Here is a 25,377-nt window from a genome sequence, read left to right as displayed (position 1 = left end):
GCTTCGCAGTCGCCTGATCAAGCCGTCATGCGCCAACCCCGTGAGCAGTTACGTTGCCGGCACGAGCGCATCCGCCACAAGCCCGCCGAAGTTGAACACCGCCACGAAAGCGACGATCCATTTTGATATTTCCATAAGACACACCTTTCCCATTATCGGAAAAGGACGTGCCGGAGGCCGGTCCCGCACATGCGGGCGGCTCGTACGAGCGTAAATGCCACCCGGACTACCTACCGGGCTGTGACTTTTACACGTCCAGAAGAAGATTGGACAAAGGTCCGGCATACGTCAAGTCTGCCGCTCTGATCGCTATCGCCTTTCCCGGAACCTGTTCCCGATCGCGTTTCCCGACACTGCCGGTTGGACATGGAGGAACGGGAAGGCGGCCATGTGCTGAACGGCCGGGTCGGAAGCACCCGCCTGCCGATCGATCGCTGGAGAATGGGCGACAGCCCTCGACCAGCCGTCGGCCGCGGTCCGTCATCCCGTCCGCGCGGCGGGTGTCTTGCGGCGGCGGCGGCGGCCGGTGCCGTCCGTGGCCTCGCCGCGGTCAGTCGGGGGCATCGGCTCCCTCGGTGCCGCCTCTGGTGCCGGCTCCGGTGCCGCGTCCGGTGCGGGCTCCTCGGACAGCATCTCCCGCGCGGCTGCCGCCCAGTCCGGCAGGTCCGCCCCGGCCATCTCCCAGGGCGACTCGCCGTCGGCGAACGGCACCCACTCGGTCATGCGCGCCGGCGGCTCGAAGTCGCCGTGCCAGTCGAGGCACGCCTTGTCCGGACGCACGAACGGCTCGTCCGGGTCAGCCGCCTGCACGGCGAGCGCGGCGTCGCCGCCGGCCTCGATCGTGGCATCGGCCTCGCGGCGGCGGGCCGCGCAGGCTTCGAGCGCGGCGGCGATCGCGGCGCCCGCCTCGGCATCGAGCGCCACGCCCGCGAACGCCTCGATCCGGGCCGCGGCATCGCCTTCGCGGGCGAGCGCGTCGGGGGCGCCAGGCTCGCCCGAGATCGTGGTGCGGACTGTGGTGGTCGACGCCTCGGCCGCGGCCTCGCCCCCGCCGCCAACCCCGCCCCCCGCCACACCGGCGCTCGCGCGGGTGGAGAAATAGTTGATGGTGGTGCGCCGCCCGCCGGCGTCCTGGCCATAATGGCGCAGGCAGAACATCAGCAGCGCGTCGTTGCGCTTGCGCGAGAAGCCGGCGAGCTTCCCGGCCTTGAAGACGGGTACGAGCTGGCCGTCGATCGCGCGTTCGAGCGCGATGTCCTTCAGCCGCGCGACGCCGCAGTCGAGCGCCGCGTTCCAGGCCTGACGGAAGCTCTCTGCGCCCGGCGCGCGGCGCAGCGTGTAGCAATTGGCCTGCGCCATGTTGACGCTGGCCGCCGCGCGGCTGACGCTGCCCGTGTCGGCAAGCGCTTCGATGAACGCGCGCTGCCGCTCGGGCGTCCAGCCGTCGTGCCGGTGCTTCAGCCGCGGCACGGGCGCGAAATCGGGCAGCGCCGCGCGCTCGTCGCGGGGCACGGGAGTGCGGTCGCGCATGGTGGTGGACTTGTCCCTAGCTGGTTCGGATCGGCCAGCGTTTACGGGAAAGCGATGGTTGTAGGACAGCGGTTTCTAACCGGATGGGTAAATAGCCCTCTTCGTCACCCCGGACTTGATCCGGGGTCCCGCTTCTTCTCGGCGGTGGTGCGGAAAGGAGCGGGACCCCGGCTCAGGGCCGGGGTGACGGGAGATTGGAGCGCCTCACCAGATCCGTTCGATGCCGAACCCGTCGAACAGCGCCTCGTTGCTGACCAGCGGCACGCGCTCCACCAACGCCTGCGCGATCAGCAGCCGGTCGAACGGGTCGCGATGGATCATCGGCAGCTTGCCGGCCGTCTCGGCGCGGGCGAGCGTGACGGCGAGCGGCGTCAGGTCCAGCGGAGCAAGCTCGCCGACGAAGTCAGACGCCAGCGCAGCCGCTTCCGGGAGCTTGCCGAGGGTGTATTTCGCACAGATCTCGTACGCCGACACCGCGCTCACGAGTATCTCCGTCTCCGGATCGCCGAGCAAGCCGACGACGCGCGGGGACAGTCGCTGACTGCTCTGCAACATCCAGAGCAGCGCATGGGTGTCGAGGATCAGCCTCAATCCCGGAAATCGAGGCCGAGATACGCATCGGGCAGCGGCTCCATCGCCTCATCGCCGACATTGATCCTGCCCTTCATCGCCCCCAGCAACGGTTTCTTCGCCGGCGCGGGCGGCGCTTCGCGCACGATCCGCACCACGGGCAGTTCATCGCGCGCGATCACCACCTCCTCACCGGCGAGCACCTGCTCGATCAGTTCCGAGAGACGGTGTTCCGCGTCGTGAAGGCTGACGGTGGCCACGCGCGAGTTCTAACCCATCGCCTGACCAGGCTCAACACTCCGACGTAACGTCGGACGGGCTGGACTGGCCGCGATGCGGCTCGGCCACCCGCCGGCCGGCCGCCAGCGTTGCCGCCGCAGCGTGCGCTGCGGCGGTGCGCTCAGGCGGCTTCCCGGCTCCGGCTCGCGCGCTTGCGCTCGTTGGGATCGAGATGCCGCTTCCTCAGCCGGATCGACTTGGGCGTCACCTCCACCATCTCGTCGTCGTCGATGTAGGCGATCGCCTGTTCCAGCGTCGCGCGCTTAGGCGGCGTCAGGCGGACCTGGTCGTCCTTGCCGCCCGACGCGCGGAAGTTGGTCAGCGCCTTGGTCTTCATCGGGTTGACCTCGAGGTCGTCCGGCTTGGCGTTCTCGCCGACGATCATACCCTCGTACAGCACCTCGCCGTGCCCGACGAACAGGATGCCGCGCTCCTCGAGCGGGCCGAGCGCATAGCTGTTCGCCTCGCCCGCGCCGTTGGAGATCAGGACGCCGTTCTTCCGGCCCTCGATCGTGCCCTTGTAGGGCCCATATTTCTCGTACAGCCGGTTCATGATGCCGGTGCCGCGCGTGTCCGACAGGAACTCGCCATGATATCCGATCATGCCGCGCGACGGCGCGGAGAAGGTGATGCGCGTCTTGCCGCCGGTCGACGGGCGCATGTCGGTCAGCTCCGCCTTGCGCGACGCCATCTTCTCGACGACCGTGCCCGAATATTCGTCGTCGACGTCGATGATGACCGTCTCGTACGGCTCGGTGCGCTTGCCGTCCTCGTCGGTGCCGAACAGCACGCGCGGGCGGCTGATCCCGAGCTCGAAGCCCTCCCGGCGCATCGTCTCGATCAGCACGCCGAGCTGCAGCTCGCCGCGGCCCGCGACCTCGTAGCTGTCGCGGTCGGCGGCCTCCGTCACCTTGATCGCTACGTTGGACTCGGCCTCGCGGAACAGGCGATCGCGGATCATCCGGCTGGTCACCTTGGTGCCCTCGCGGCCGGCCATCGGCGAGTCGTTCACGGCGAAGCGCATCGACAGCGTCGGCGGATCGATCGGCTGCGCGTGCAACGGCTCGGTGACGGCCGGGTCGGCGATCGTGTTGGCGACGGTCGCGGCGGTCAGCCCGGCGATCGAGATGATGTCGCCCGCGTTCGCCTCGTCCACCGGCACCCGCTCCAGCCCGCGGAAGGCGAGGATCTTGGACGCGCGGCCGCTCTCGACCACAGCGCCCTCCGGGCTCAGCGCCACGATCGGCATGTTGGTCCTGATCGAGCCCGAGAAGATCAGCCCCGTCAGGATGCGGCCGAGGAAATTGTCGCGGTCGAGCAGCGTGACCAGGAACTTGAACGGGCCATCGGGATCGGCGGACGGCGGCGGCACATGGGCGACGATCTTGTCGAACAGCGGCGCCAGCGTCCCCTCGCGCGCCAGCGGGTCGGTGCCGGCGTAGCCGTTGCGGCCCGAGGCGAAAAGGACAGGAAAATCAAGCTGTTCGTCCGTGGCGTCCAGCGACACGAACAGGTCGAACACCTCGTCCAGCACCTCCTGCGTGCGCTCGTCGGGGCGGTCGATCTTGTTGACGACGACGATCGGCTTCAGGCCCAGCGCCAGCGCCTTGCCGGTCACGAACTTGGTCTGCGGCATCGCGCCCTCCGACGAATCGACCAGCAGGATGACGCCGTCGACCATCGAGAGGATGCGCTCCACCTCGCCGCCGAAATCGGCGTGGCCGGGCGTGTCGACGATGTTGATCCGCGTCGTGTCGCCGCCCGCCGCGGGCGTCCACTCGACCGAAGTGCACTTGGCCAGGATGGTGATCCCGCGCTCCTTCTCGAGGTCGTTGGAGTCCATCGCGCGCTCTTCGATGCGCTGGTTGTCGCGATAGGTGCCGGACTGGCGGAAGAGCTGGTCGACGAGCGTCGTCTTGCCATGATCGACGTGCGCGATGATGGCCACGTTGCGGAGACGCATGAGATTTCCTGAACTTTTGCGGGGTCGTCGCCGCGGTCCATAGCCGAAATGCTGCGGTGCCGAAAGCCCAACTGCGATCCGGCGCCCGCTTGCTTGACCGCCCGTCCTTGCGGGGCCGCGCAGGTGTGCTAGATCGATGAGACACGTGGGGCCTGCCATCCCGGCGGCTTGCGCTGCGAGGAGGCCCGATGCCCGAGACCGATACGCTGGCTCCCGAGAAGGAGCTTGTCCTGACGCCGCCCGATCCCGTGCCGGTGGTACAGGCGTCCAAGGCCGCCGGGCTGGTGCCGGTGGACGCGGGCGTGAAGTCGAAGCTCGACGAGCGCGTGCAGTCGTTCGTCACCGATCTGGTGGCGCAGGACGTCAACAGTCCCGAGTTCGGCAAGCGCGTCGACGCGATCACCGCGATGGGCGCGAAGGAGATCCGCGACGCCGCCGGGCAATCAAATCGCTTCCTCGACCGGCCAGTGAAGGCGATGGACAAGGAGTCGGGCGTCGGCACGGATCTCGCCCAGCTGCGGCGCGTGATCGAGGATCTGGACCCCGGCAAGAAGGGCAATCTCACCGCGCCGCAGAAGCTGTTCGGGATCATCCCGTTCGGCAACAAGATGCGCAATTACTTCGACACGTACAAATCCTCGCAGACGCACATCAGCTCGATCCTGAAGAGCCTTGCGTCCGGCAAGGACGAGCTGCTGATGGACAATGCTGCGATCGATACCGAGCGCGCGAACTTGTGGGCGGCAATGGGCCGGCTCGAACAGATGATCCATCTGTCGCGCGCGATGGACGCCGCGCTGGAGGACAAGGCGAACGAGCTCGACCACTCCGATCCCGCCAAGGCGAAGGCGATCCGCGAGACCGCGCTGTTCTACGCCCGCCAGCGGACGCAGGACCTGCTGACGCAGATGGCGGTGACGGTGCAGGGCTATCTGGCGCTCGATCTGGTCAAGAAGAACAACGTCGAGCTGGTGAAGGGCGTCGATCGCGCCTCCACCACGACAGTCGCGGCGCTGCGCACGGCGGTGACGGTGGCGCAGGCGCTCACCAACCAGAAACTGGTGCTCGAACAGATCACGCAGCTCAACACGACGACCGCGAACATCATCGATTCGACCGGCAAGCTGCTCAAGGACAACACCGCGCGCATCCACGAGCAGGCGGCGAACGCGACGATCCCGATCGAGACGCTGCAGCGCGCGTTCCAGAACATCTACGAGACGATGGACGCGATCGACAGTTTCAAGCTGAAGGCGCTCGATTCGATGAAGACGACGGTGAACACGCTCGGCAACGAGGTGGAGAAGTCGCGCGGCTACATCGCGCGGGCGGAGGGCGCGACCCAGAACCGGATCGCCGGGGGCGCACCGGATCAGTTCCGGCTCGAGTCGGTGTGATGGACAGCGCGGACGAGGTGATGGCCAGCGCCGGCGCCACGCTCGCTCGGCGACGCGAGGAGCTGTCGGGATCGCCCGTCGCCGAGGCCGAGGCGCGGCGGCGTGCCCGGGCGGCGGCGCGCGCGCGGGCCAAGCGCGCGGCGGCGGCGATCGGCATCGCGAACCTCGTCATCGTTGTCGCCGCTGTCGTGATCGGGCTGGTGATGCCGATCGGGCTGTTCGGCGTGCTGGGCGTTATGCTGCTGATGCTGATCGCCACGATCGCCATCGCGGCGCAGCCCCACCGCTCCCGCCGTGCTCCGGCGCCGGAGACATTGCGGGACGTCGACCTGAAGGCGCTCCCGTCGCAGACCGAGCGCTGGCTCGCGGCGCAGCGGCCCGCCCTACCCGCGCCGGCGCGTGACCTGGTGGACCAGATCGGCCTCCGGCTTGATACGCTCGGGCCTCAGCTTGCCGCGCTAGAAGCCGGCGCTCCGGCCGGCGAGGAGGTGCGCAAGCTCGTCGCCGAACAGCTCCCCGAGTTCGTGCGTGGCTATCAGCGGGTACCCGCCAACCTTCGCACCGCGCCCCGCAACGGCCGGACGCCGGACGCGCAGCTGGTCGACGGCCTGTCGCTGATCGACCGGCAATTGGGCGAAATGAGCGCGACCCTGGCGCAAGGCGACCTCGACGCACTGGCGACCCGCGGCCGCTATCTGGAGATAAAGTACCAGGGAGACGGCGAGGGCTGAGCCTCTTGCCCGGGTGCGGGCATTCGCTAGGCTGAGGCGATGAAAGCCAGCACGCTTCGCCAGGTCCGCCAGCTCCACAATTATCTTGCGGTGTTCTTCGCGCCGGCGATCCTGTTTTTCGCCTTCACCGGCGGGCTGCAGACGCTGGGCCTGCATGAGTCGCATGGCGATGAGCCGGCGCCGCCGCGCTGGATCGGCGCCATCGCGAGCCTCCACAAGCATCAGGTGATCGCCGGCCCGCGCCACAAGCCGTCGGCCGGTGGCGATCATCGGCCCGGATCAGGCGCGCCGGTGAGCAAGCCGGGCGGCAAAGACGACGACCACGACCACGGCGGCCTAAGTCCGCTGAAGCTGTTCGTGGTGCTGCTGTCCGCCGCGCTGTTCGTCACGACCGCGCTGGGACTCGTCATCGCACTGACCAGCCGGGCGAGCCGGCGGCTGTCGCTGGTGCTGACGATCGCGGGCGTGGCGGTACCGTTGCTATTGCTGCTCTGAACGCGACAGCGCCGCCGCGTGCAGCGCAGGCGGCGCGACCAGCAGGCCAAGCGCCTGCGGGCGGGGCTGGTTGAAGGCGAGCGCCGTGCCCGCCGCGTCGCTCACCGTCGCGCCGGCCTCGCTCGCCAGCAGCACCGCGGCCGCGACGTCCCATTCATTGCCCCAGCGCGTGGTCGCGACCATATCGGCCTCACCAGCCGCCACCATCGCAATGCGCAGCGCGATCGAATTGGGTTTGGCGACCGCCACCATCAGCTCCCGCTCCGCGCGTGGCAGCGCGTCGGTCGGCACTCGCGCGCCGACAAGCGCCGCCTGGCCGCTGACTCGAAGCGGTCGGTCGCCGAGCCACGCGCCACCACCGGCGACCGCCCGCCACCGCTCGGCCCGCGCCGGCGCGTCGAGCACCCCGATGACCGGCCGACCCGCCTCGACCAGCGCCACCGACACGCACCAGCCGCGCCGCCCGCGGACATAATCGCGGGTGCCGTCTATCGGGTCGACAACCCACAGCCGCTCGCGGCCGAGCCGGTCGGCGCTGTCCGTCGTCTCCTCCGACAACCAGCCCGCGTCCGGCAGCAGCGCGCTCAACCGCTCGCGCAGCAACGCATCGACCGCCAGGTCCACCTCGCACACCGGGCTGCCGTCCGCCTTGCCCCAGCGCGCGAAGTCCCCCCGCCACCGCGCCATCGCCAGCGCCCCCGCCTCAGCGGCTACCCCCTCGACCGCGTCCGCCAGCGCGCCGAGATCAGCCACTCGCGACCGTCATGCCGTCGATCCGGATCGTAGGGACATTGGTGCCGTAGCGGAACTCCAGGTCGTTCGCCGGCGTCAGCTGGCGATACATGTCCTTGAGGTTGCCCGCGATCGCGAACTCCGCGACCGGGCCGGCGATCTGGCCATCGACGATCCGGAACCCCGCCGCGCCGCGGCTATAGTCCCCGGTCACGCCGTTGACGCCCTGCCCGATCAGCTCGGTGACGATCACTCCGTCGGCGATGTCCGCGATCAGCGTCGCCGGCGGCACATGGCCCGCCTCCATGTACAGGTTGCTGGTCGTCACGCCAGGCCCGCCACCAACCCCGCGCGCGGCGTGGCCGGTCGGCTCCAGCCCCAGTTGGCGCGCGGAGGCCGAGTCGAGCAACCACATCTCCAGCATCCCCACGTCGACGATCAGCGTCGGCGACACGGGCAGCCCCTCGCCGTCGAACGGGCGCGAGCGCAGCCCGTGCGGCCGGTGCGGATCGTCGCGGATCGTGACGCCGGGCGCGAACACTTCGGTCCCGAGCGCGTCGAGCAGGAAGCTGGTGCGCCGGGTGATCGCCTGACCGCCGATCGCGCCGATCAGATGGCCGAGCAGGCTGGTGCCCACGCGCGGATCGAACACGACCGGCATCGGCCCGCTGGGCAGCTTGCCCGGACCGACGCGGGCGACGGCCTGCTCGCCCGCGCGGCGGCCGATCGCCTCGGACGCTTCCAGCCGGCTGCGGTGGCGTGCGGAGGAGTGGGCATAGTCCCGCTGCATCCCGCCGCCGGTTCCCGCGAGCACGCTCGCCGACACGCCGTAGCCTGTCGCGGCATAAGCGCCCGCGAAGCCGTGGCTGGTCGCCAGCGCCCAGATCGACCGGGATGCGCTCGCGCCGCCGCCTTCGGAGTTGGTGACGCCCGGCACCGCGCGCGCGGCATCCTCGGCGGCGAGCGCCAGGTCGCGCAGCTCCGCCGGCGTCGCCTCTTCGCCCCCCTCCCGAATATCATCGACATCGAGCAGCGGCGGGCTCCCGTGCAGCAGCCGTTCCTCGGGTGCGAGCCCGGCCCACGCATCCTCCGGCGCCTCGCGCGCCATCGCCACCGCACGCTCCACCAGCGCCGACAGCGCATCAGGTGTCAGGTCCGACGTCGAGACGCTGGCCGAGCGCCGCCCGACGAACACGCGCAGCCCCAGATCCTGACTCTCGGACCGGCCGACGTCCTCCAGCGCACCGAGGCGGACGGAGATTTCGGTCGAGGCATCGGCGGCGAACACCGCGTCGGCGGCATCAGCCCCGGCGGCGCGGGCACGCGCGACGAGGTCCTGCGCGCGATCCTGCGCTTGGGGTGGAGTCAGCATGCTGTGCGATCTAGGGAGGCGGGCGGGCCGACGCTAGTGAAAGCAAGGGTCACCGTCGCCCTTACCCTTCCCCCCGGCTACGCCGGCGGGCTCAGCGCAAAGTGGACGATGCCCCGCATCGTCCAAGCCATGCTGGGAGCATGGCCGACCTCGCGCTCCTCTCCCGGTGGGAGAGGGAGGGAGCGGCGAAGCCGCGGAAGGGTGAGGGCGATGCGACCCTAAGCGGTCTCACCCACGACAAGGCATGCCAAAAACACCAACAGGCCCGCGAACCGGTTCGCCCGAAACCGGGCGAGTGCGCCCGCGCCGTCGTCCGGGCGCAGCGTCGCGACCTGCCAGCACAAATGCAGCGCCACCGGCGACAGCGCGAGCAGCGCCACCCAGTCCGGCCGTACCCGCCAGATCGCCAGCCCCCATCCCGCAAGCGCCGCCGCGTAGAACGCCGCCACGCCCGGCCGCACCGCCGAGCCCAGCGCCAGCGCCGACGAGCGGACGCCGATCAGCGCATCGTCTTCCCGGTCCTGCAGCGCGTAGATCGTGTCGTAGCCGACCACCCACGCGACCGACCCGGCATACAGCCACAAGCCGGGCTCCCACCGCGCAGGCGTCGAGCCGCCGGCAACGTCGGCCCACCCCACCAGCGCCGCCCAGGAGAACACGATCCCCAGCCAGGCCTGCGGCCACCAGGTGACCCGCTTCATGAACGGATAGGCGGCGACCGGCAGCAATGCGGCGACTGCGATGCCCGCGGCGAGCGGCGTCAATTGCAACAAAACAACCAGCCCGACGCAGCACAGCGCCGCCAGCCAGCCCCAGGCGAGCGGCACCGACACCGCCCCGCTCGCGACCGGACGCGACGCGGTGCGCGCCACCTGCCGGTCGAGGTCGGCGTCGACGATGTCGTTGTACACGCAGCCCGCGCCCCGCATCGCGATCGCACCGACGAGCAGCCAGGCGAGCAGGTCCCACCGCCGGACCGCAGCCCCCGCCAGCGCGACCGCCCAGGCACCGGGCCAAAACAACAGCCACCAGCCGATCGGCCGATCGAACCGCGCGAGGCTGGCGAGCGCGCCCGCGCGACCCGGTAGCCGGGCGAGCAGGCCGCGATGCTCGCTGTCGGGGACGATCTCCGCCTCTGATCTTGGGGCCATGCGCGCCCGGTACGACGCGCCGGGCCTCGCGTGCAACCGCCTCGCTTCCGCCGCGAAGGCGCGCCATGATGCGATCGTGATCCACCTGTCCGTCGCCATCGGCCGCTTCCTGGAGGCGCTGTTCTACGCCATATTGCGCGTCGCGGGCGTGCTGACGCTCGCGGCGGTGGGGATCGCGGCGGTGATCGGCCTGATGTTCGGCGCCGCGCGCTGGGCGATACGGCGGCGTTAGGCTCGGCACGAACGGCGACCTTCCTTCCTCTTCTCCGTCTATCCTGAACTTGTCGAAGGACTGTCGCTGTTCCTTAGAGAGGACAGGGCTTCGACAGGCTCAGCTTGGACGGGTAGAGAGCGCGACCGGTTCCCCACCACCTCTCGACACCCCCGCCCCCGCCGCAGGAAGCCGCCATGCCCGCCATCCCCGCCTGGCCGCCGCGTTCTACCCCGCGCCTGTTCATCGACCGCCCGCTCGCATCCGGCTCGCTGACGGTGGACGGCCCGGCGGCGCATTATCTCGGCGTCGTGATGCGGCTGAAGCAGGGCGACCCGGCGATGCTGTTCGACGACCGCACCGGCGAATGGCTCGCGACCGTCGCCAGCGTCGGCAAGCGCGACCTGGTCCTCGACGTCGCCGCGATGACGCGCCCGCGCGAGCCGGTGCCCGACCTGTGGCTGTGCGCAGCGCCGATCAGGAAGGCGCGGGTCGACTGGGTGGCGGAAAAGGCGTGCGAACTAGGCGTGGCGCGGCTCGTCCCCGTCCTCACCCGCCGCACGCTCGCCGAGCGCGTCAACACCGAGCGGCTGCGCGCGCATGCGATCGAGGCCGCCGAGCAATGCGGGCGCACCGCGTTGACGCAGATCGCCGAGCCGGTGAAGCTCGACTCGCTGCTGCGCGACTGGGCGCCGGAACGCGCATTATTCTTCTCCGACGAGACTGGCGGCACACCCGCGCTCGCGGCGATGCGGGAACGCCCCGGTCCGGCGGCGGTGCTCGTCGGCCCGGAGGGCGGCTTCGACGATGCGGAGCGCGCGGCGATCCGCGCACTCCCGCAGGCCGTTGCCGTGACGCTCGGCCCCCGCATCCTGCGTGCCGACACCGCCGCCGCCGCGATCATCGCGCTGTGGATGGCGGCGACGGGGGACTGGTGAGGGTAGATGGTGGCCGTCAGCGCCAGGCAGGTTTCGGGAAAGTGCTTGGGAAGAGCCGCTGGCACACGCTCCGCTTCCCCAATTGGGAAGGTGTTCCAAGACGATCTGGACGCCTGTAACGGAACCTCCAATTCAGGCACGCCAGCTAATCCGCCGTATCAAATCGCTCGCGAGCCGTCTTGATCGCGGCGTAGCTGTCCTCGGCCCAGCCGATCAGGCCGGCAAGCGGCGGTAGCACGGACCGGCCTAGCGGCAACAGGCTGTAGCGGACGCTGGGCGGCTTGGTCGGGAACACCTCACGGTCGATCAGCCCGTCGCGCTCCAGCTCGCGCAGCGTCTGGGTCAGCATCCGCTTGGAGATGTCCGGGATCGCACGGTGCAGTTCGCCGAAGCGGTGCGGCTGCCCCGCCAGCGCGACCAGCGCCAGCAGCGTCCATTTATCGCCGATCCGGTCGAGCACGTTGCGGACGGGACAGGCGGCGGCGTCGAACCCCCGCTCGCGCCAGTCGCTGAACATGGTGCCGAGGGGCGGAGCGTCGGTGGGCACCGCGCGGTTACCAGGCGAGGAAATCATGCCTCCTTACATCGCGCAGCGACGGTCCCTATTCAAGACCTCGTCTCTTCCGCATACCGATCAGGAGCTTTTCCATGCCTCAGCCCCGCATCCTCGTCACCGGCGCCACCGGCCAGCTCGGCGCGCTCGTCATCGACGCCCTGCTCAAGACCGTGCCTGCCGCCGACATCGCCGGCCTCGTCCGGACGCCGTCCAAGGCCGAGGGGCTGGAAAGCCGGGAAGTGCAGACCCGGACCGGCGATTACACCGACCCCGCCTCGCTCCGCACTGCGTTCGAGGGCATTGAGAAGCTGCTGTTCGTCTCGTCCGGCGATCTGGACGGCCGCGCCCAGCAGCACCGCAACGTGGTGACGGCGGCGGCGCAGGCGGGCGTCACGCTAATCGCCTACACCAGCATCCTCCACGCCGACCGCTCGCCGCTGATGCTGGCGGAGGATCATCGCCAGACGGAGGCGCTGCTCGCCGCGTCGGGGGTGCCGACCGTGCTGCTGCGCAACGGCTGGTACACGGAGAACTACCTGGCGAGCCTGCCCGCGGCGCTGGCGCATGACGCGGTGCTGGGCGCGGCCTGCGACGGCCGCATCGCCTCGGCTGCGCGCGCCGACTATGCCGATGCCGCCGCCGCCGTGCTGACGTCGCCCCACGATCAGGGCGGCCGCACCTATGAGCTGGCAGGCGACGCCGCCTATACGCTCGCCGAGCTGGCGGCGGAGCTGTCGCGCCAGGTCGGCCGGCCGATCGCCTATCACGACCTGCCCCAGGCCGAGTTCGAGAAAATGCTGCTCGGCGCGGGCCTGCCGCCGTTCCTCGCCGCGCTGCTCGCCGACAGCGACGCGGGCGCCGCCAAGGGCGGGCTTTTCGACGACAGCGGCGAGCTCGGTCGCCTGATCGGCCGCCCGACCACGCCGCTGGCGACCAGCATGGCCGCGGTGCTCAAGGCCGGCTGAGCGCGTCCATCCAGGAGAGTTCCTATGACCTTACCCATCCTCCATTACGTCTACGATCCGCTCTGCGGCTGGTGCTACGCCGCCGAGCCGCTGGTCCGCGCGGCCGTCACGGCACGCATCCCCGTCGTCCTCCATGGCGGCGGGCTGTAGGACCCGGGCGTCCACGCCACCGACGCCAAGCGGCGGATGATGCGCGACACCGACGCGCATATCAGCCGGCTGACCGGCCAGGTGTTCGGCCCGACCTATCTCGACGGCCTGCTGGTCGATCCCGCCAGCGTCTGGTGGTCGCGCCCGACGGTCGCCGCCGTGCTGGCCGCCGAGGCGGTGCGCGCCGACGCCGGGGTCGCGATGGTCAAGGCGATCCAGCACGCCCATTATGTCGCCGGCCAGCCCGTGGTCGACGACGAGGTGCTGGTGGTGGCGGCGGCCACGGCCGGGCTGGACACCGCGGCGTTCCGCGACGCGATCGCGGCGGTGCCGGTCGACCGCCACATCCAGGATACCCGCTCGCTGATGCGCCGCCATGGGCTACAAGGCTTCCCGAGCTTCCTGCTGGAGCGCGACGGCATCCTGGAACATCTGCCGCACGAGGGTTGCTACGGCCGGCCCGACGCCTTCGTGGCAGCCATCCGTGCCGCCGTCCTTTCCCGGCTTACCGCCTGACGCACGACCTATCACTCATCCCGGACCCAAGGGAACGATCATGTCTGTCAGTGACATGCGTTCACTGCCGCTACCGCCCGCCTTTGAAGCGCCTAGTCATCCAGCTTGTCATGAGCGTCGGCCTTGCCCCTGATCCAATATCCGCCGGCCTTGACCCAATCGCGCGGATGATGCTGACCATCGATGATATAGGAGCGCAGCGTCCGCGCGACGCCTGCCTCCGCCGCGATCCAGATGAAGCCGTCGCCAGCAGGAAGATTGTACCTGGCCATGGCGTACTGCAGCAGCGCCGCATCGTCGTTGCCATCGCTACGGACCAGCCAGACGCCGACCCACTGCGCCTCGCTCCGGAAACGCTGCCGATCCGCCACATCCTCGACGACAACGAAGGTGGTGACGCTCGTCCCAGCCGCTGCTTCCTCCAACCAGCGGCCGATCGCGGGCAGCGCCGTTTCGTCCCCTATGAGCCAGTACCAGTCGAAGTCGGGCGGGATGATCGCGGACCCGCGCGGCCCACCGATCTCCAGCTGCTCGCCGGGACGGGCGGCAAGCGCCCACGCCGTCGCGATCCCGGCATCATGAACCGCAAAGTCGATCGTCAATCGGCCGGCGGCTACGTCGAAGCGACGCGGCGTGTAGTCGCGCATCTGGTCTGCGCCATCATCTTCGGCCGGGAAGAACAGCTTGATGTGGTCGTCGAAAGACAGGCTTGTAAAGCCGGCCAGGTCATCAGACGTGAACTCGACCCGTATCATGTGCGGGTTCAGCCTCACGACAGTGTCGACCGTCAGCAAGCGCCGTTGCGATTCGTGGCGGACGCGGTTGATCCGGCGCTCGCTCATGGTTCAGGCTCCCGCCTTCATCGCGCGGATGTCCGCTTGCAGGGTCGGGCCGGTGGGACTCCAGCTCAGCCGCTCGCGCGTCAGCGTGTTGGACGCAGACATGTCTTTGGACGCAAATGCCGCAAGCCAACCAAAATGAGCCTCGGCCTCATCCGCGCTGATTGATTGCACGGGCAGGCCGAAGGTTTCGCCGATCGTCTCGGCGATCCTGCGGACGCTGATCGCCCCCTCGGCGGTGCCATGGTAGCGCGCGCCGGCCTCGTTCCGCTCCAGCGCCAGCCGGTATAAGCGGGCAGTGTCGGAGACGTGCGCGGCCGACCAGTTGTTGGTGCCCTCACCGACATAGACCGAGACGCCCTTTTGCCAGGCAAGCTCGATCAGATCGCTCACCAGCCCCTGTTTGTGCGTGTCGTGGATCTGCGAGTTGCGCATGGCACTGACGTGGATGCCGCGCTCGACGAGTGCCTGCCCGGCCAACTCGGACGCGACACGTGGGTTGGGGCTATGGGCGGCAAAAACGTCTTCGGCCGCCGGTTCGCCAGGCTTGGCCGATCCCATGGCGGTGCTGGACGTGATGATAAGTGGCTTGGTGGTGCCCTCCAGCCCGGCGCCCAGTGCCGTGATCGCGCGAGCGTCCTTCTGGCAGTTCTCGGTAAAGTTCAGGAAATTGTGATCAAACGCCGCGTGGATCACGCCGTCGCACGAGGCCGCACCGTGCATCAGGCTGTCGAAATCCTCGATGTCGCCGCGATGCGGCTCGGCGCCAGCAGCGACCAGCGTCTCGGCACCGACATCCGATCGGGTCAGGCCCAGCACCTGATGACCTTCCGCCAGCAGTTCGGGAATAATGTGAGAGCCGATGAAGCCGGTAGCACCGGTCAGGAACACGCGCATCGAAAGTTCTCCATTGCAGATGCACGCCCCTATCGATGCAGAGGTTATCGCGGAAAAGTGGTGACTGTTTCCTACTATAATGCTTAAGAGGCTGGCGATGGCGACTGCCCCCGACAATCCTCTTGGATTCTACCTCAGGGATCGCCGCGCAAGGCTTGATCCCGGTGCGTTCGGCTTCCCGACCAAGCGGCGTCGCACACCTGGTCTGCGTCGGGAGGAGGTCGCTCAGCGCGCCAACATCAGCCCTGCCTGGTATACCTGGCTCGAACAGGGCCGGGGCGGAGCACCATCGCCCGACGTGCTGAACCGCATAGCCGGCGGCCTGATGTTGACCGAGGCGGAGCGCGAGCATCTGTACCTACTTGCGCTCGGCCGTCCGCCGGAGGTCCGCTACAGGGCAAGGGACAGCGTAACGCCGCGCCTGCAGCGCCTGCTCGACGGGATGCTCGCCAGCCCGGCTATCATCAAGACGGCGACCTGGGACGTGGTGGCATGGAATCGGGCAGCGGCGCTCGTGCTGACCGATTACGGGGCGCTGCCGCTGAAGGAGCGCAACATCCTGCGGCTCGTCTTCAGCAACGACCGGGTGCGTGGGTCTCAGGAGGATTGGGAAAGCACCGCCCGCTTCGTGGTCGGCGCGTTCCGGGCCGACGCGGCGCGCGCCGGCGCTGTGTCCGAGGTCAGCCAGCTCGTCACCGAGTTGCGCGCGGCCAGTCCCGAGTTCGCGGCGCTGTGGGCCGACAACGACGTGCGCTTCCATGGCGAAGGCGCCAAGCGGCTGCGCCACTCAGTGCTGGGCGCAATCGAACTGGAATATTCCGGCTTCGCCGTGGATGGCCGCCCCGACCTCGGCATGATCGTCTACAATCCGGTCGACCCTGACGTCGCCGAACACATCCGATCGCTGCTCACGGCGTAGTCAGCAAACGGTTCCCGATTGGGAAGCTCCAACGAATACACGGTTTTGAAGCCTGGCCTTCCCTGATTTGATGCCGAATACCACCACCCGCATCCCCACTGGCGCAGTCCCACGTCGGTGCGTAAGGCGCGAGGCATGACGACCAAGGCCGACATCGCTCCGAGTTCCCCGGTCACCGAGAGCCGCGATCAACTCGTCCAGAGCTTCGCGCGCGGCGAGAAGCCGGCGGATCGCTGGCGCATCGGCACCGAGCATGAGAAGTTCGTCTATCGCACCGCCGACCACCGCGCGCCGTCTTACGACGAGCCTAGCGGCATCCGCGACCTGCTGGGCGATCTGGAACGCTACGGCTGGCGACCGGTCGAGGAGACCAGCGCACACGGCACCAACGTCATCGCGCTGTCGGGCGCCGACGGATCGGTCAGCCTGGAGCCCGCCGGCCAGTTCGAGCTGTCGGGCGCGCCGCTCGAGACGCTGCACCAAACGTGCCAGGAAACCGGCCGGCATCTGGAACAGGTGAAGGCGGCGGGCGAGCGGCTGGGTTTGGGTTTCCTGGGGCTGGGCATGTGGCCCGACAAGACGCGCGCCGAGCTGCCCGTCATGCCCAAGGGCCGGTACGACATCATGCGCCGGCACATGCCGCGCGTCGGCACCATGGGCCTCGACATGATGCTGCGCACCTGCACGATCCAGGTGAACCTCGACTATGCGTCGGAAGCCGACATGGTGAAGAAGTTTCGCGTCGGGCTCGCGTTGCAGCCGCTGGCGACCGCGCTGTTCGCCGCCTCGCCGTTCACCGAAGGCAAGCCCAACGGCATGCTGTCGTACCGCAGCCATATCTGGTCGGATACCGATCCGCAACGCACCGGCATGCTGCCGTTCGTGTTCGAGGACGGGTTCGGCTACGAGCGCTATGCCGACTATGCGCTCGATGTGCCGATGTACTTCGTCTATCGTGACGGCCGTTATATCGACGCTGCCGGGCTGAGCTTCCGCGACTTCCTCAAGGGCGAACTGTCGGTGCTGCCGGGCGAGAAGCCGACGCTGGACGACTGGACCGACCATCTGTCGACCGCCTTTCCCGAGGTGCGGCTGAAGACGTTCCTCGAGATGCGCGGTGCCGACGGCGGTCCGTGGAACCGCATCTGCGCGCTGCCGGCGCTCTGGGTCGGGCTGTTGTACGACAGCCAAGCGCTCGATGCGGCGTGGGACCTCGTCAAGGATTGGAGCCTCGAGGACCGTCAGGCACTGCGCGACCAGGTGCCGCGCCTCGCGCTCGACGCGCCGTTGCCGGGCGGGGGCCGCTTGCGCGACATCGCCGGGCAGGTGCTCGACATCGCCCACGCCGGGCTCGCCGCCCGCGCACGGCTGGACGCGTCGGGCAGCGACGAGACGGGCTTCCTCGATCCGTTGCGCGAGATCGTGCGGCGCGGGACGGTGCCGGCGGAGGTGATGCTGGATCGATATCATGGTGTCTGGGGTGGCGACGTGTCGCGCCTCTACGACGAGGCGAGCTTCTGACGGCGCGTGACGGCGGCGGTGCGGGTTGGACGCGCCACGCGTTCCGAGCCGCGGTCGTCTTCGCCGCCGCGGGCGCGGTCAGCCGGTTCACCTTCCGCCATTTCGAGACGCGATGGCAGATCGCGATCTTCTGGGTGGTGGTGCTGGCCTACCAGCTGCTGCTGCGGCCCGCGACCGGGCGGCGCATCTCGATCGCTTCCACGCTGCTCGACCTCGGCTACGTCGCCGTCGCGATCATCGCGATGAAAGTCGCGATCGAGGGCCTGCCGTGGAGACACTAGCGGATTATCGCTGCGGAACTGATTTAGATACGCGATACCGGAGGAAACCCGCGCGTCAGGGAAGCTTAGCGAGATGGGCGCGGATGGCATCCCGTCGCTGGTCCGGCGTCGCGGCGTCCCAAGCCGCTGCCAGATCGGGTGGGAGCCAGAGGAACCGCTTGACCGTATCGGTGCGAGGACGGCCACGAGGGCGCTTTGGGATGTCGGCCGCGCCAAGATCTAGCGGCTGCACGCGCTTACTCATGACTTTCCTTCCCAGCAGAACGCAGTCATTTGACGCGCTCGATCTTCCTATTTCGTTCGGAGTGGCGGGAACCCGCTCCAGCACCCTCGACAACTCACCCCACCTGCGCACTGTCCATGATCGCCGTCGCACGTGGCAGGTCGGTGTCGAAATAATGGAGCGCGGGCGCGGAATAGGCGATCAGGTACAGCCGCCCGTCGATCACCGCGCCGCGCGCCTCGCCCAACCGCGTCAGCTCGCCCACCGTGTAGCGATAGCGGAGGCGGAAGCCCGGTCGACCCGCGAACGTCGCCGGCGCCACCGCCTCGGTCGTGAAGTCGGGCGCGGCCTCCGTGATGCGCGTCGTGCGCTCCAGCAGCTCGGCGATGTCGGTCGGGCGCATCGCGGCGGCGAAATGCGGCAGCGGCTCGCGCTTGCGGTTCGGCTCGCGCGCGATCGGCTGACCGTCGGCGACGCCGCCCAGGAACACGATCTGGTTTAGCAACGGGCCGTCGAGGCTCCACAGCTCCTCCGCCTTGATCGGATGCTTCGACCAGCGGTTCCAGCCCGCTCCCGCCGCCACGCTGAGCGTCGAGCCCGCGACCGGCGTGCGGGCGGCGGCGACCTCCGTCCATTTCGCCACCGCTGGTGCGGCGAGGCCGAGCATCAGCGCCATCGGAACCGTTGTCGCTCGCATCATCAGTTCCCGTCCGCCATCGCCTGCAACACCGCGCGGTCGGACGCCTCCGGCACCCGCGCCAGATAGGTGGCGAGCGCCGCCCGCCCCTCGGTCGTGCGACCCTCGCGCATCAGCACCAGCCCGAGCCCGCGCCACGTCGTCGCCGGCGCATCGGGCAGCACCGCCGCCTGCCGGTACAATGCCTCGGCCGTCAGCTGATCGGCTCCCTTGCCCCGCGCGCGATAAAGCTCGGCGCGCGCATAGAGCAGCGGCCCGGTCCAGGTGCCGCGCGCCAGCGTCTGCAGCACGTATTCGCTGCCGCCGAAATCGTTGAGCTTGATCTGGTCGTCGATCAGCATCGGCCAGATCGGCGCGATGCCGGTGCGATACTCGTCAACGCCGTCGAAGTCGGTCGCGCCCGCCTCTAACGTCTGGCCCTCGCGCGCCAGATACGCCATCCGCTCGACATCCATCGGGTGCGAGGCGAACGGGCCGTAGTCGGCGTCCTTCAGGCTTTTGACGTGCAGCGCACTTGCCTGCGCGTCCTTCTCCTCGCGCATGCGCATCCAGATCGCGCTCGCCGCCATCGGGCGATAGCCGGCGCCGCTCATGCGATGCAGCCCGCCCAGGTCGGCCTCGCGTTCCTGGTTTCGGGTGTAGGCGTAATAGCCGGCGATGAAGCCGGGCGTGTAGTTGCGGGGCTGACCGGTCGTGAACGAGGCGACCGTCAGCCATGATCCCCAGTTGGTCATCGACCGCTGCTTGCGCAGGCCGGCCAGGCCATGCCGGTTCTCGAAATGGGTGAACTCATGGCCAACGATCGCGGCCAGCTCCGCCTCGTCCCGGACGCGCAGCAGGAGCCCGGAATAGATCTGCAGGACGCCGTTGGGCGCCATGCTCGCGTTGGAGATCGGCGCCCGCACAAGATATAGGCGCACGCTCGCACAGGAGCTTTCGCCCACCGCCCGGCACAATACGTGGCGAAGATAGGCGTTCACCGCGGAGTCGCGGATCACCATCTTCGACGTCTTTAACTCGCGCTCGTCTTCGTCTGCCTCGGCCCACACGCCCTGCTCGTCGCGGCCGATCGGCTGGTAGCCGGGCGCGGACGGCGATCCGGTCGGCTTGGGATCGCTCGTGCCCGTGCCGGCGAGCGAGGCGAGCAGCGCAAGCGCCGCAACGAAGCTCGCCATCACGGATGGCTCGCGGGCGGCGTCGGAAAGCCCTTGAGCAATTCGCGGACGCGCTTGGTCGCGCCGTCCGCCTGGCGCGGGTCGCCGCCCATCGCCGCGTCGACGTTCATCCAGATGAGGTCGCCCGTGTGCAGGTCGACCAGCCCGGCATAGCCGGTGTGCTGCCCCGACGTCACCACCAGCGCGCTGATCCCCGTCGCGCCCGCGACCAGGAACCCCGCGACCTGCCGCAGCTTGCGCCCCCTCGTGCCATAGGCGTCGTTGGTGAAGACGAAGAGCGCGTAATCGCCGCCCGTCGCGCCCGCCAGCCCGGCGACGCCCGGCCCCAGCGTGTACTCGAAGCCGCTCTTCTTGGTGGGCAGGCGATCGTGCTTGAACAGGCGGTGCTGGCGCACGGTGTCGGCGACCGCGCCGAACAGCGCGCGGTAGTCGGCCAGCAGCGCAGCCGCGTCGGCCTCGGCCTCCGGCATGAACACCACTTCCGTCGCGCCGCCGGGCTTCGCGGCGGTCACCGCCTGCGCGATATTGGCGCGCGCATCGCGCGTCCAGCTCGCGTTGGGGCTGACGGTGCCACCCGCCGACTGCGACCCGACCCGAACCTCCGGCCGGAACACCAGGATGCGGATCGGATGGTCGACCGGATAGGCGAAGCCCGGCCGCACGGCCGACTTCTGCTGCGCGAGCGCCGGCGTGGCCGCCGCCAGTACGCAGCACGCCAACAGCAGGGCGCGATGTCGGAACTTCATGTGGATACCCCCCGGTATCGGAGGAGTAGAGCAAGTCGCAGGGCGGATCGCAAGCGGACAGTTCGCACGGGGCGGAAGTTGTTTGGTCGTGGTGAAGGGGCTTAGTCCGCTCTGATCCTGCTCCGCCAGGGGGAGGTGGCCGGCGCAGCCGGTCGGAGGGGGAGGCACCCCAAACATCAGCCAGTCCTCCCCCTCCACCAGCTTCGCTGGTCCCCCTCCCCCTGGCGGGGGAGGATGACCGGACAGACCTCAGGCCTCTGGCGCCCCGATCCCACGCGGTCGTGTGCCGGCGATCCACCGCCAGGCGCGCGGGATCGCGCCGCGGCGTTCCATCCAGGTCCAATAGGCGCGGTAGTCGGGATCGAGCGACAGGTGCCGCTCCTCCGTCCGCGCCCGCCACCAGTAGATGCCGCTCGTCGCGGCCAGCAGCAGCGTCGCCCGCGCGCCGTCGCTCATGCTGCCTGTGGTCAGGACCGGCAGCGTCGACAGCCACCAGAAGGCGTTCTTGGCGAGATACGCCGGGTGCCGCGACCAGGCATAGACGCCGTGCGTCAGGATGCCGCGGTTGGTCAGGTTGGAAAAGCGCAGCCCGAACGCACAGGTCGCGGCGGCATAGATCGCCGTCAGCACCACCAGCACCGCGCCCCAGACGGCCAGCAGCAGCGGATGGCCGCCGAACCACCAGCTCCAGTCGGCGGTGCCGGGGTGGTAGTCGAGCGGACCGTTCGTATCCATCAGGATGAACGGCGGATAGCAGATCAGCGCCGCCGCCCAAGCTGCCGCGAACGGATTGGCCGAGCGGATGTGCGAATCGAGCGGCCGGAAGGTGAGCAGATAGCCGACGCTCGCCAGCGACACGTCGACGACGAACATCGCCGACACCAGCGCGCCCGACAGCGCCACCGGATCGCGGACCAATCCTCCGAGATCGGCGCGGACAAGCTGGCCGAACCCCGGCGGCACGATCGCCAGCATGAACGGCAGGAAGAACGCCTTCACCGCCCACGCGCGACAATGGCCTGCGATCGCGGGCCCATCGGCGGGCGCTCCCGTCAGCCAAGCGCCGAGCGCCCAGGCGCCGTCGCGCGGCTCCGTCAGCCGCCGGTCGAGCCAGAGCACATACGGTACCGACAGCACCAGCGCCGCCGGCGCGAGCCATTCGAGGCACCACATTGCGAAGACGAACGGCCCCTGCCAATAGAAGCGGCCCGCGAAACAGATCAGCGCCATGCCGGCCCAGGTCGCCCACAGGCCGGCGAGTTTCGCCAGGCTGATGTCGATCGTCTCGCGCCATGGCTTGGGCGACGCCCAATCGATCCCGGTCGATGCGCGGCGATGCACCTTGTCGACCAGCAGCGACCAGCCGATCATCGGCATCGCGCAGGCGACGAGCCCGACGAGCGCCGAATAGGGCCCGTCCATCCCGTAACGGCGCGCGACGGCCAACCACCCCGCCAACCCCGCGACGCCGACGATCCCCACCCAGCCGCTCACCGCCGACCGCGGCCGCGGATCGGACACGATCGTGCCGGAGGGAGCGGACGTGGCAAGACCGGTATCGTGGAACACGAGCCGGGCAGTACGACCGCAATGGTAAGGATCGCGTGAACTCAGGTGTCGAGCCGGCCTCGGGCACGCCTTGAAAGGGGAGTCATTGGAACCACGCGGTTCCTCGCCTATGTGCAGCACTGCTGACCTATCGTTGCGGCGGGGGGTCGGTTTGCTAGGTGCGTGACAATCAAGAGGAAGATGGTGGACAGCGCTTCTCGAATCGAGGAACGGCGGGACACGCCCGGGAGCGACGTGCGGGGACACGACGTGCTAGGCGACGAGTTCTCGGGCGACGAGCGCACCGTCTCGAAGGCGACGGCGCCCGAGTCCGGCGCGCCGATGGTGGCCGAGGCGGAACCGTCGTCGCGCCTGCGCCGTCTGCGCAAGCCGTTGCTCCTGGTCGCGCCGATCGTGCTCGTCGTCGGCGCGCTGCTGTTCTACCTCGGCAGCGGGCGGTTCGAGGATACGGACAACGCGTATCTCCAGGCCGGGCTCGTCTCCGTCAGCCCCAACGTCGCCGGTCGGGTCGTGTCGGTCGAGGTCCGCGACAACCAGGTCGTCCGCAAGGGCGACGTGCTGTTCCGTCTGGATCCCGCGCCCTACCGCGACGCGGTCGACGAGGCGCAGGCACAACTCGCCACCGCGAAGGCCGAGATCGGGTCGCTGCGCGCCAATTACGCGCAGGGGCAGTCGGAACTGGCGCTGGCGCGGCAGCGCGTGCTGTTCGCCGACCGCGAGGCCGCCCGCCAGAAGGATCTGCTGGCGGAGGGCATCTCCAGCCAGGCGCAATATGACCAGGCGCTGCTCGCGGCGCGCACCGCCGGCCAGTCGATCCAGACCACGTCGCAGCAGAATGCGAGCGTCCAGGCGTCGCTGTCGGGCAACGTCAACGCGCCAGTCGTGAGCCAGCCCGGCGTGCAGCGCGCGCAGGCCGCGCTCGATCGCGCGACGCTGAACCTCGGCTACACGATCGTGCATGCGGCGCAGGACGGCATCGTCGCCAAGGTCGACCAGCTTCAGGTCGGCGACTACGTCACCGCGGCGCGGCCGGTGTTCTCGCTGGCCGGCAACCGCTTGTGGGTGGAGGCGAACTTCAAGGAGAACCAGCTACGCTACATGCGGCTGGGCCAGCCGGCGACGATCAAGGTCGACGCCTTTCCCGACCTGCACCTGACCGCGCGGCTGACGAGCTTCAGCCCGGGCACCGGCAACAGCTTCGCGGTGCTTCCCGCCGAGAATGCGACGGGCAATTGGGTGAAGGTCGTCCAGCGCCTGCCCGTCGAGCTGACGATCGATCGCGTGCCGGCGGACGTGCCGCTGCACGCGGGCCTGAGCGTCGAGGTGTCGGTCGACACCGGCCACCAACGCCACCTGTTCGGCGGCGACACGGTCGCGCCGTCTCCTGCCGGGGCCACGCAGTCCCGGTGACCGCCAGCGACCAGCCTGCCGCGGACCAGTATCCGGACACGACCACCCGCCGCTTCATCACCGCATCGGTGATGGCGGCGACGGTCATGAACTCGCTCGATTCGACGATCGCCAACGTCGCGCTGCCGCACATGCAGGGCAGCGTCGCGGCGTCCGCCGACCAGATCACCTGGGTACTGACGTCGTACATCGTGGCGGCCGCGATCTGCACGCCGCTGACCGGCTGGCTTGCCGGGCGGTTCGGGCGCAAGCGGCTGATGCTGTTCTCGATCGTCGGCTTCACGATCGCGTCGGGGCTGTGCGGCGTGTCCACGGGCCTGGGCGAGCTCGTCGGCTTCCGGCTGCTCCAGGGCGTGTTCGGCGCCGCGCTCGTGCCCATGAGCCAGGCGATCCTGCTCGACATCAACCCGCCCGAGCGACACGGCCCGGCCATGTCGATCTGGGGCATGGGCGCGATCCTGGGGCCGATCGTGGGGCCGGCGCTGGGCGGCTGGCTGACCGACAATTACAACTGGCGCTGGGTGTTCTTCATCAACCTGCCGATCGGCATCCTCGCCTTCGGCGGCCTGTGGTTCTTCCTCAGCGAGACCAAGTCGCTCGCGCGGGTGAAGCTCGACCTGTTCGGCTTCGCGATGCTGGCGCTCGCCATCGCCTCGCTCCAGCTGATGCTCGATCGCGGCCAGCAGCTCGACTGGTTCTCGAGCGGGGAAATCCGCGTCGAAGCGGTGGCGGCGGCCTTCTTCTTCTACCTGTTTCTCGTCCAGACGCTGACGGCGCGCCGGCCGTTCATCGACATCTCGCTCTTCGCCGACCGCAATTTTGTCGCGGCGTCCCTGCTCGGCTTCTTCCTCGGCGTGTTGCTCTTCTCGGTGCTCGCGCTGCTGCCGCCGATGCTGGAGGAGCTGATGGGCTATCCGGTGGTGCTCACCGGCTTCGTCACCGCGCCGCGCGGCATGGGCACGATGATCTCGATGATCGCGGTGGGCCAGCTCATCAAACGGGTCGACGCCCGGATCCTGATCGGCGTCGGGCTGATGCTGGCCGCCTATTCCACCCGCCGGATGAGCGGCTTCTCGCTGGGCATGGACGAGAGCCTCATCATCTCGTCGGGGTTCATCCAGGGCCTGGGCACCGGGCTCATCTTCGTGCCGCTGTCGACGGTCGCGTTCGCGACCCTCAGCCCCACGCTGCGCAACGAGGGCGCGGCGATGTTCACGCTCACCCGCAACATCGGCTCGGCGATCGGCATCTCGGTGCTGCAGTTCATGACGATCCGCAACGCCGACACCGTCCATGCGCGGCTGGTGGAGGGCGTGCGGCCGGACAATCCCGCGCTGATCGCCGCGATGCCGGACGCGGACTTCACCGCGCTCGGCACGCTCGCCCGGCTCAACGCGGAGATCACCCGCCAGGCGTCGATGGTGTCCTATACCGACGCCTTCTACGCGCTGTTCGTGGTGACCCTGGTCGTCACGCCGTTGATCCTGCTGATGCGCCCGTCTCGCCTCGGCGCGGACACGCCCACCATGCACATGGACTGATCC

Annotated in this window: 27 protein-coding genes; 13 read left to right on the top strand and 14 right to left on the bottom strand. The window is 69.2% G+C overall.

Annotated features, from left to right (window positions below; genetic code table 11):
- Positions 1 to 480: 480 nt before the first annotated feature.
- The 4 genes from ACFE65_RS07895 to typA all read right to left on the bottom strand — a co-directional run bounded on the left by ACFE65_RS07895 (position 481) and on the right by typA (position 4,342).
- Entirely contained in the window at positions 481 to 1,530 is a 1,050-nt protein-coding gene (locus tag ACFE65_RS07895) for a hypothetical protein (RefSeq protein WP_375381804.1), read from the bottom strand.
- 204 nt (positions 1,531 to 1,734) lie between these two features.
- Positions 1,735 to 2,121 carry a type II toxin-antitoxin system VapC family toxin gene (locus tag ACFE65_RS07890; RefSeq protein ID WP_375381803.1) on the bottom strand — a complete coding sequence of 129 codons (387 nt, stop codon included), beginning with the start codon at positions 2,119 to 2,121 and terminating at the stop codon, positions 1,735 to 1,737.
- The gene (locus tag ACFE65_RS07885; RefSeq protein WP_375381802.1) at positions 2,118 to 2,360 is read right to left on the bottom strand and encodes a type II toxin-antitoxin system Phd/YefM family antitoxin; all 243 of its coding nucleotides are present in this window, start codon (positions 2,358 to 2,360) and stop codon (positions 2,118 to 2,120) included. The genes ACFE65_RS07890 and ACFE65_RS07885 overlap by 4 nt, the downstream gene beginning before the upstream one ends.
- 140 nt (positions 2,361 to 2,500) lie before the next feature.
- The gene (typA, locus tag ACFE65_RS07880) at positions 2,501 to 4,342 is read right to left on the bottom strand and encodes a translational GTPase TypA (protein ID WP_375381801.1); all 1,842 of its coding nucleotides are present in this window, start codon (positions 4,340 to 4,342) and stop codon (positions 2,501 to 2,503) included.
- A gap of 188 nt (positions 4,343 to 4,530) precedes the next feature.
- Here typA and ACFE65_RS07875 point away from each other — a divergent pair, with 188 nt between their 5' ends.
- Genes ACFE65_RS07875 through ACFE65_RS07865 form a run of 3 tightly spaced genes read left to right on the top strand, consistent with a single transcriptional unit; the run spans position 4,531 to position 6,965 of the window.
- Positions 4,531 to 5,739: a toxic anion resistance protein gene (locus ACFE65_RS07875; protein WP_375381800.1), complete on the top strand. Its 1,209-nt coding sequence runs from the start codon at positions 4,531 to 4,533 to the stop codon at positions 5,737 to 5,739.
- Complete coding sequence (locus ACFE65_RS07870; protein ID WP_375381799.1) at positions 5,739 to 6,470, top strand: hypothetical protein; 732 nt, start codon at positions 5,739 to 5,741, stop codon at positions 6,468 to 6,470. The genes ACFE65_RS07875 and ACFE65_RS07870 overlap by 1 nt, the downstream gene beginning before the upstream one ends.
- Positions 6,471 to 6,509: 39 nt before the next feature.
- Complete coding sequence (locus ACFE65_RS07865; protein WP_375381798.1) at positions 6,510 to 6,965, top strand: hypothetical protein; 456 nt, start codon at positions 6,510 to 6,512, stop codon at positions 6,963 to 6,965.
- Here the strand turns inward: ACFE65_RS07865 and ACFE65_RS07860 are convergent.
- The 3 genes from ACFE65_RS07860 to ubiA all read right to left on the bottom strand — a co-directional run bounded on the left by ACFE65_RS07860 (position 6,951) and on the right by ubiA (position 10,220).
- Entirely contained in the window at positions 6,951 to 7,718 is a 768-nt protein-coding gene (locus tag ACFE65_RS07860) for a 3'(2'),5'-bisphosphate nucleotidase CysQ (protein WP_375381797.1), read from the bottom strand. The genes ACFE65_RS07865 and ACFE65_RS07860 overlap by 15 nt on opposite strands.
- The gene (locus ACFE65_RS07855) at positions 7,711 to 9,069 is read right to left on the bottom strand and encodes a TldD/PmbA family protein (RefSeq protein WP_375381796.1); all 1,359 of its coding nucleotides are present in this window, start codon (positions 9,067 to 9,069) and stop codon (positions 7,711 to 7,713) included. The genes ACFE65_RS07860 and ACFE65_RS07855 overlap by 8 nt, the downstream gene beginning before the upstream one ends.
- A gap of 218 nt (positions 9,070 to 9,287) precedes the next feature.
- Positions 9,288 to 10,220, bottom strand: a complete 933-nt coding sequence (gene ubiA / locus ACFE65_RS07850; protein WP_375381795.1) for a 4-hydroxybenzoate octaprenyltransferase — start codon at positions 10,218 to 10,220, stop codon at positions 9,288 to 9,290.
- Here ubiA and ACFE65_RS07845 point away from each other — a divergent pair.
- The gene (locus ACFE65_RS07845) at positions 10,219 to 10,452 is read left to right on the top strand and encodes a hypothetical protein (RefSeq protein ID WP_375381794.1); all 234 of its coding nucleotides are present in this window, start codon (positions 10,219 to 10,221) and stop codon (positions 10,450 to 10,452) included. The two genes, ubiA and ACFE65_RS07845, sit on opposite strands and share 2 nt — an antisense overlap.
- 176 nt (positions 10,453 to 10,628) lie before the next feature.
- A complete protein-coding gene (locus ACFE65_RS07840; protein WP_375381793.1) occupies positions 10,629 to 11,369 on the top strand; it encodes a 16S rRNA (uracil(1498)-N(3))-methyltransferase in 741 nt (246 codons plus the stop codon).
- 145 nt (positions 11,370 to 11,514) lie between these two features.
- On the opposite strand, the gene ACFE65_RS07835 is transcribed toward ACFE65_RS07840, so the two are convergent.
- A complete protein-coding gene (locus ACFE65_RS07835; protein ID WP_375381792.1) occupies positions 11,515 to 11,943 on the bottom strand; it encodes a winged helix-turn-helix transcriptional regulator in 429 nt (142 codons plus the stop codon).
- Positions 11,944 to 12,017: 74 nt separating this feature from the next.
- Here ACFE65_RS07835 and ACFE65_RS07830 point away from each other — a divergent pair, with 74 nt between their 5' ends.
- The 3 genes from ACFE65_RS07830 to ACFE65_RS07820 are packed head-to-tail and all read left to right on the top strand — an operon-like array spanning position 12,018 to position 13,556.
- The gene (locus ACFE65_RS07830) at positions 12,018 to 12,890 is read left to right on the top strand and encodes an SDR family oxidoreductase (protein ID WP_375381791.1); all 873 of its coding nucleotides are present in this window, start codon (positions 12,018 to 12,020) and stop codon (positions 12,888 to 12,890) included.
- A 24-nt stretch (positions 12,891 to 12,914) separates the two neighbouring features.
- Positions 12,915 to 13,040, top strand: a complete 126-nt coding sequence (locus ACFE65_RS07825; protein WP_375381790.1) for a hypothetical protein — start codon at positions 12,915 to 12,917, stop codon at positions 13,038 to 13,040.
- A 39-nt stretch (positions 13,041 to 13,079) separates the two neighbouring features.
- A complete protein-coding gene (locus ACFE65_RS07820; protein ID WP_375381789.1) occupies positions 13,080 to 13,556 on the top strand; it encodes a DsbA family protein in 477 nt (158 codons plus the stop codon).
- Positions 13,557 to 13,648: 92 nt separating this feature from the next.
- On the opposite strand, the gene ACFE65_RS07815 is transcribed toward ACFE65_RS07820, so the two are convergent.
- Both ACFE65_RS07815 and ACFE65_RS07810 read right to left on the bottom strand, forming a co-directional pair.
- Positions 13,649 to 14,398 carry a siderophore-interacting protein gene (locus ACFE65_RS07815; protein ID WP_375381788.1) on the bottom strand — a complete coding sequence of 250 codons (750 nt, stop codon included), beginning with the start codon at positions 14,396 to 14,398 and terminating at the stop codon, positions 13,649 to 13,651.
- Positions 14,399 to 14,401: 3 nt separating this feature from the next.
- On the bottom strand, positions 14,402 to 15,292 hold the full coding sequence (locus ACFE65_RS07810; protein WP_375381787.1) for an SDR family oxidoreductase: 891 nt from the start codon (positions 15,290 to 15,292) through the stop codon (positions 14,402 to 14,404).
- A gap of 97 nt (positions 15,293 to 15,389) precedes the next feature.
- On the opposite strand from ACFE65_RS07810, the gene ACFE65_RS07805 reads away from it, so the two are divergent.
- The 3 genes from ACFE65_RS07805 (at position 15,390) to ACFE65_RS07795 (ending at position 18,013) form a co-directional block, all read left to right on the top strand.
- Positions 15,390 to 16,211: a helix-turn-helix transcriptional regulator gene (locus tag ACFE65_RS07805; protein WP_375381786.1), complete on the top strand. Its 822-nt coding sequence runs from the start codon at positions 15,390 to 15,392 to the stop codon at positions 16,209 to 16,211.
- A 135-nt stretch (positions 16,212 to 16,346) separates the two neighbouring features.
- Positions 16,347 to 17,732 carry a glutamate--cysteine ligase gene (locus ACFE65_RS07800; RefSeq protein ID WP_375381785.1) on the top strand — a complete coding sequence of 462 codons (1,386 nt, stop codon included), beginning with the start codon at positions 16,347 to 16,349 and terminating at the stop codon, positions 17,730 to 17,732.
- 134 nt (positions 17,733 to 17,866) lie between these two features.
- Positions 17,867 to 18,013 (top strand): hypothetical protein, encoded by a 147-nt coding sequence (locus ACFE65_RS07795; protein WP_375381784.1) that lies wholly within the window; start codon positions 17,867 to 17,869, stop codon positions 18,011 to 18,013.
- A 338-nt stretch (positions 18,014 to 18,351) separates the two neighbouring features.
- Here ACFE65_RS07795 and ACFE65_RS07790 read toward each other — a convergent pair whose 3' ends face one another.
- The 4 genes from ACFE65_RS07790 to ACFE65_RS07775 form a co-directional block, all read right to left on the bottom strand.
- The gene (locus tag ACFE65_RS07790) at positions 18,352 to 18,936 is read right to left on the bottom strand and encodes a hypothetical protein (RefSeq protein WP_375381783.1); all 585 of its coding nucleotides are present in this window, start codon (positions 18,934 to 18,936) and stop codon (positions 18,352 to 18,354) included.
- Entirely contained in the window at positions 18,936 to 20,108 is a 1,173-nt protein-coding gene (locus ACFE65_RS07785) for a M48 family metalloprotease (RefSeq protein ID WP_375381782.1), read from the bottom strand. Before ACFE65_RS07785 ends, ACFE65_RS07790 begins: the two co-directional genes overlap by 1 nt.
- Complete coding sequence (locus ACFE65_RS07780) at positions 20,108 to 20,854, bottom strand: hypothetical protein (RefSeq protein WP_375381781.1); 747 nt, start codon at positions 20,852 to 20,854, stop codon at positions 20,108 to 20,110. The genes ACFE65_RS07785 and ACFE65_RS07780 overlap by 1 nt, the downstream gene beginning before the upstream one ends.
- Positions 20,855 to 21,103: 249 nt before the next feature.
- Positions 21,104 to 22,423 (bottom strand): methyltransferase family protein, encoded by a 1,320-nt coding sequence (locus ACFE65_RS07775; protein ID WP_375381780.1) that lies wholly within the window; start codon positions 22,421 to 22,423, stop codon positions 21,104 to 21,106.
- A gap of 321 nt (positions 22,424 to 22,744) precedes the next feature.
- On the opposite strand from ACFE65_RS07775, the gene ACFE65_RS07770 reads away from it, so the two are divergent.
- Together ACFE65_RS07770 and ACFE65_RS07765 are read left to right on the top strand one after the other, a co-directional pair.
- A complete protein-coding gene (locus ACFE65_RS07770) occupies positions 22,745 to 23,833 on the top strand; it encodes an HlyD family secretion protein (protein ID WP_375381808.1) in 1,089 nt (362 codons plus the stop codon).
- Positions 23,830 to 25,374: a DHA2 family efflux MFS transporter permease subunit gene (locus ACFE65_RS07765; RefSeq protein ID WP_375381779.1), complete on the top strand. Its 1,545-nt coding sequence runs from the start codon at positions 23,830 to 23,832 to the stop codon at positions 25,372 to 25,374. The genes ACFE65_RS07770 and ACFE65_RS07765 overlap by 4 nt, the downstream gene beginning before the upstream one ends.
- Positions 25,375 to 25,377 lie beyond the last annotated feature (3 nt).

The organism is uncultured Sphingomonas sp. (genome assembly GCF_964237335.1).
Taxonomy (GTDB): Bacteria; Pseudomonadota; Alphaproteobacteria; order Sphingomonadales; family Sphingomonadaceae; genus Sphingomonas.
This window is presented reverse-complemented; position numbering and strand designations above follow the sequence as displayed.

Bases quoted from the DNA above. Each gene is read 5' to 3' on its own strand.
- ACFE65_RS07895 (WP_375381804.1), bottom strand. From the start codon at position 1,530: ATGCGCGACCGCACTCCCGTGCCCCGCGACGAGCGCGCGGCGCTGCCC.
- typA (WP_375381801.1), bottom strand. From the start codon at position 4,342: ATGCGTCTCCGCAACGTGGCCATCATCGCGCACGTCGATCATGGCAAG.
- ACFE65_RS07875 (WP_375381800.1), top strand. From the start codon at position 4,531: ATGCCCGAGACCGATACGCTGGCTCCCGAGAAGGAGCTTGTCCTGACG.
- ACFE65_RS07870 (WP_375381799.1), top strand. From the start codon at position 5,739: ATGGACAGCGCGGACGAGGTGATGGCCAGCGCCGGCGCCACGCTCGCT.
- ACFE65_RS07865 (WP_375381798.1), top strand. From the start codon at position 6,510: ATGAAAGCCAGCACGCTTCGCCAGGTCCGCCAGCTCCACAATTATCTT.
- ACFE65_RS07855 (WP_375381796.1), bottom strand. From the start codon at position 9,069: ATGCTGACTCCACCCCAAGCGCAGGATCGCGCGCAGGACCTCGTCGCG.
- ACFE65_RS07845 (WP_375381794.1), top strand. From the start codon at position 10,219: ATGCGCGCCCGGTACGACGCGCCGGGCCTCGCGTGCAACCGCCTCGCT.
- ubiA (WP_375381795.1), bottom strand. From the start codon at position 10,220: ATGGCCCCAAGATCAGAGGCGGAGATCGTCCCCGACAGCGAGCATCGC.
- ACFE65_RS07840 (WP_375381793.1), top strand. From the start codon at position 10,629: ATGCCCGCCATCCCCGCCTGGCCGCCGCGTTCTACCCCGCGCCTGTTC.
- ACFE65_RS07835 (WP_375381792.1), bottom strand. From the start codon at position 11,943: ATGATTTCCTCGCCTGGTAACCGCGCGGTGCCCACCGACGCTCCGCCC.
- ACFE65_RS07830 (WP_375381791.1), top strand. From the start codon at position 12,018: ATGCCTCAGCCCCGCATCCTCGTCACCGGCGCCACCGGCCAGCTCGGC.
- ACFE65_RS07825 (WP_375381790.1), top strand. From the start codon at position 12,915: ATGACCTTACCCATCCTCCATTACGTCTACGATCCGCTCTGCGGCTGG.
- ACFE65_RS07820 (WP_375381789.1), top strand. From the start codon at position 13,080: ATGCGCGACACCGACGCGCATATCAGCCGGCTGACCGGCCAGGTGTTC.
- ACFE65_RS07815 (WP_375381788.1), bottom strand. From the start codon at position 14,398: ATGAGCGAGCGCCGGATCAACCGCGTCCGCCACGAATCGCAACGGCGC.
- ACFE65_RS07810 (WP_375381787.1), bottom strand. From the start codon at position 15,292: ATGCGCGTGTTCCTGACCGGTGCTACCGGCTTCATCGGCTCTCACATT.
- ACFE65_RS07805 (WP_375381786.1), top strand. From the start codon at position 15,390: ATGGCGACTGCCCCCGACAATCCTCTTGGATTCTACCTCAGGGATCGC.
- ACFE65_RS07800 (WP_375381785.1), top strand. From the start codon at position 16,347: ATGACGACCAAGGCCGACATCGCTCCGAGTTCCCCGGTCACCGAGAGC.
- ACFE65_RS07790 (WP_375381783.1), bottom strand. From the start codon at position 18,936: ATGATGCGAGCGACAACGGTTCCGATGGCGCTGATGCTCGGCCTCGCC.
- ACFE65_RS07785 (WP_375381782.1), bottom strand. From the start codon at position 20,108: ATGGCGAGCTTCGTTGCGGCGCTTGCGCTGCTCGCCTCGCTCGCCGGC.
- ACFE65_RS07780 (WP_375381781.1), bottom strand. From the start codon at position 20,854: ATGAAGTTCCGACATCGCGCCCTGCTGTTGGCGTGCTGCGTACTGGCG.
- ACFE65_RS07770 (WP_375381808.1), top strand. From the start codon at position 22,745: ATGGTGGCCGAGGCGGAACCGTCGTCGCGCCTGCGCCGTCTGCGCAAG.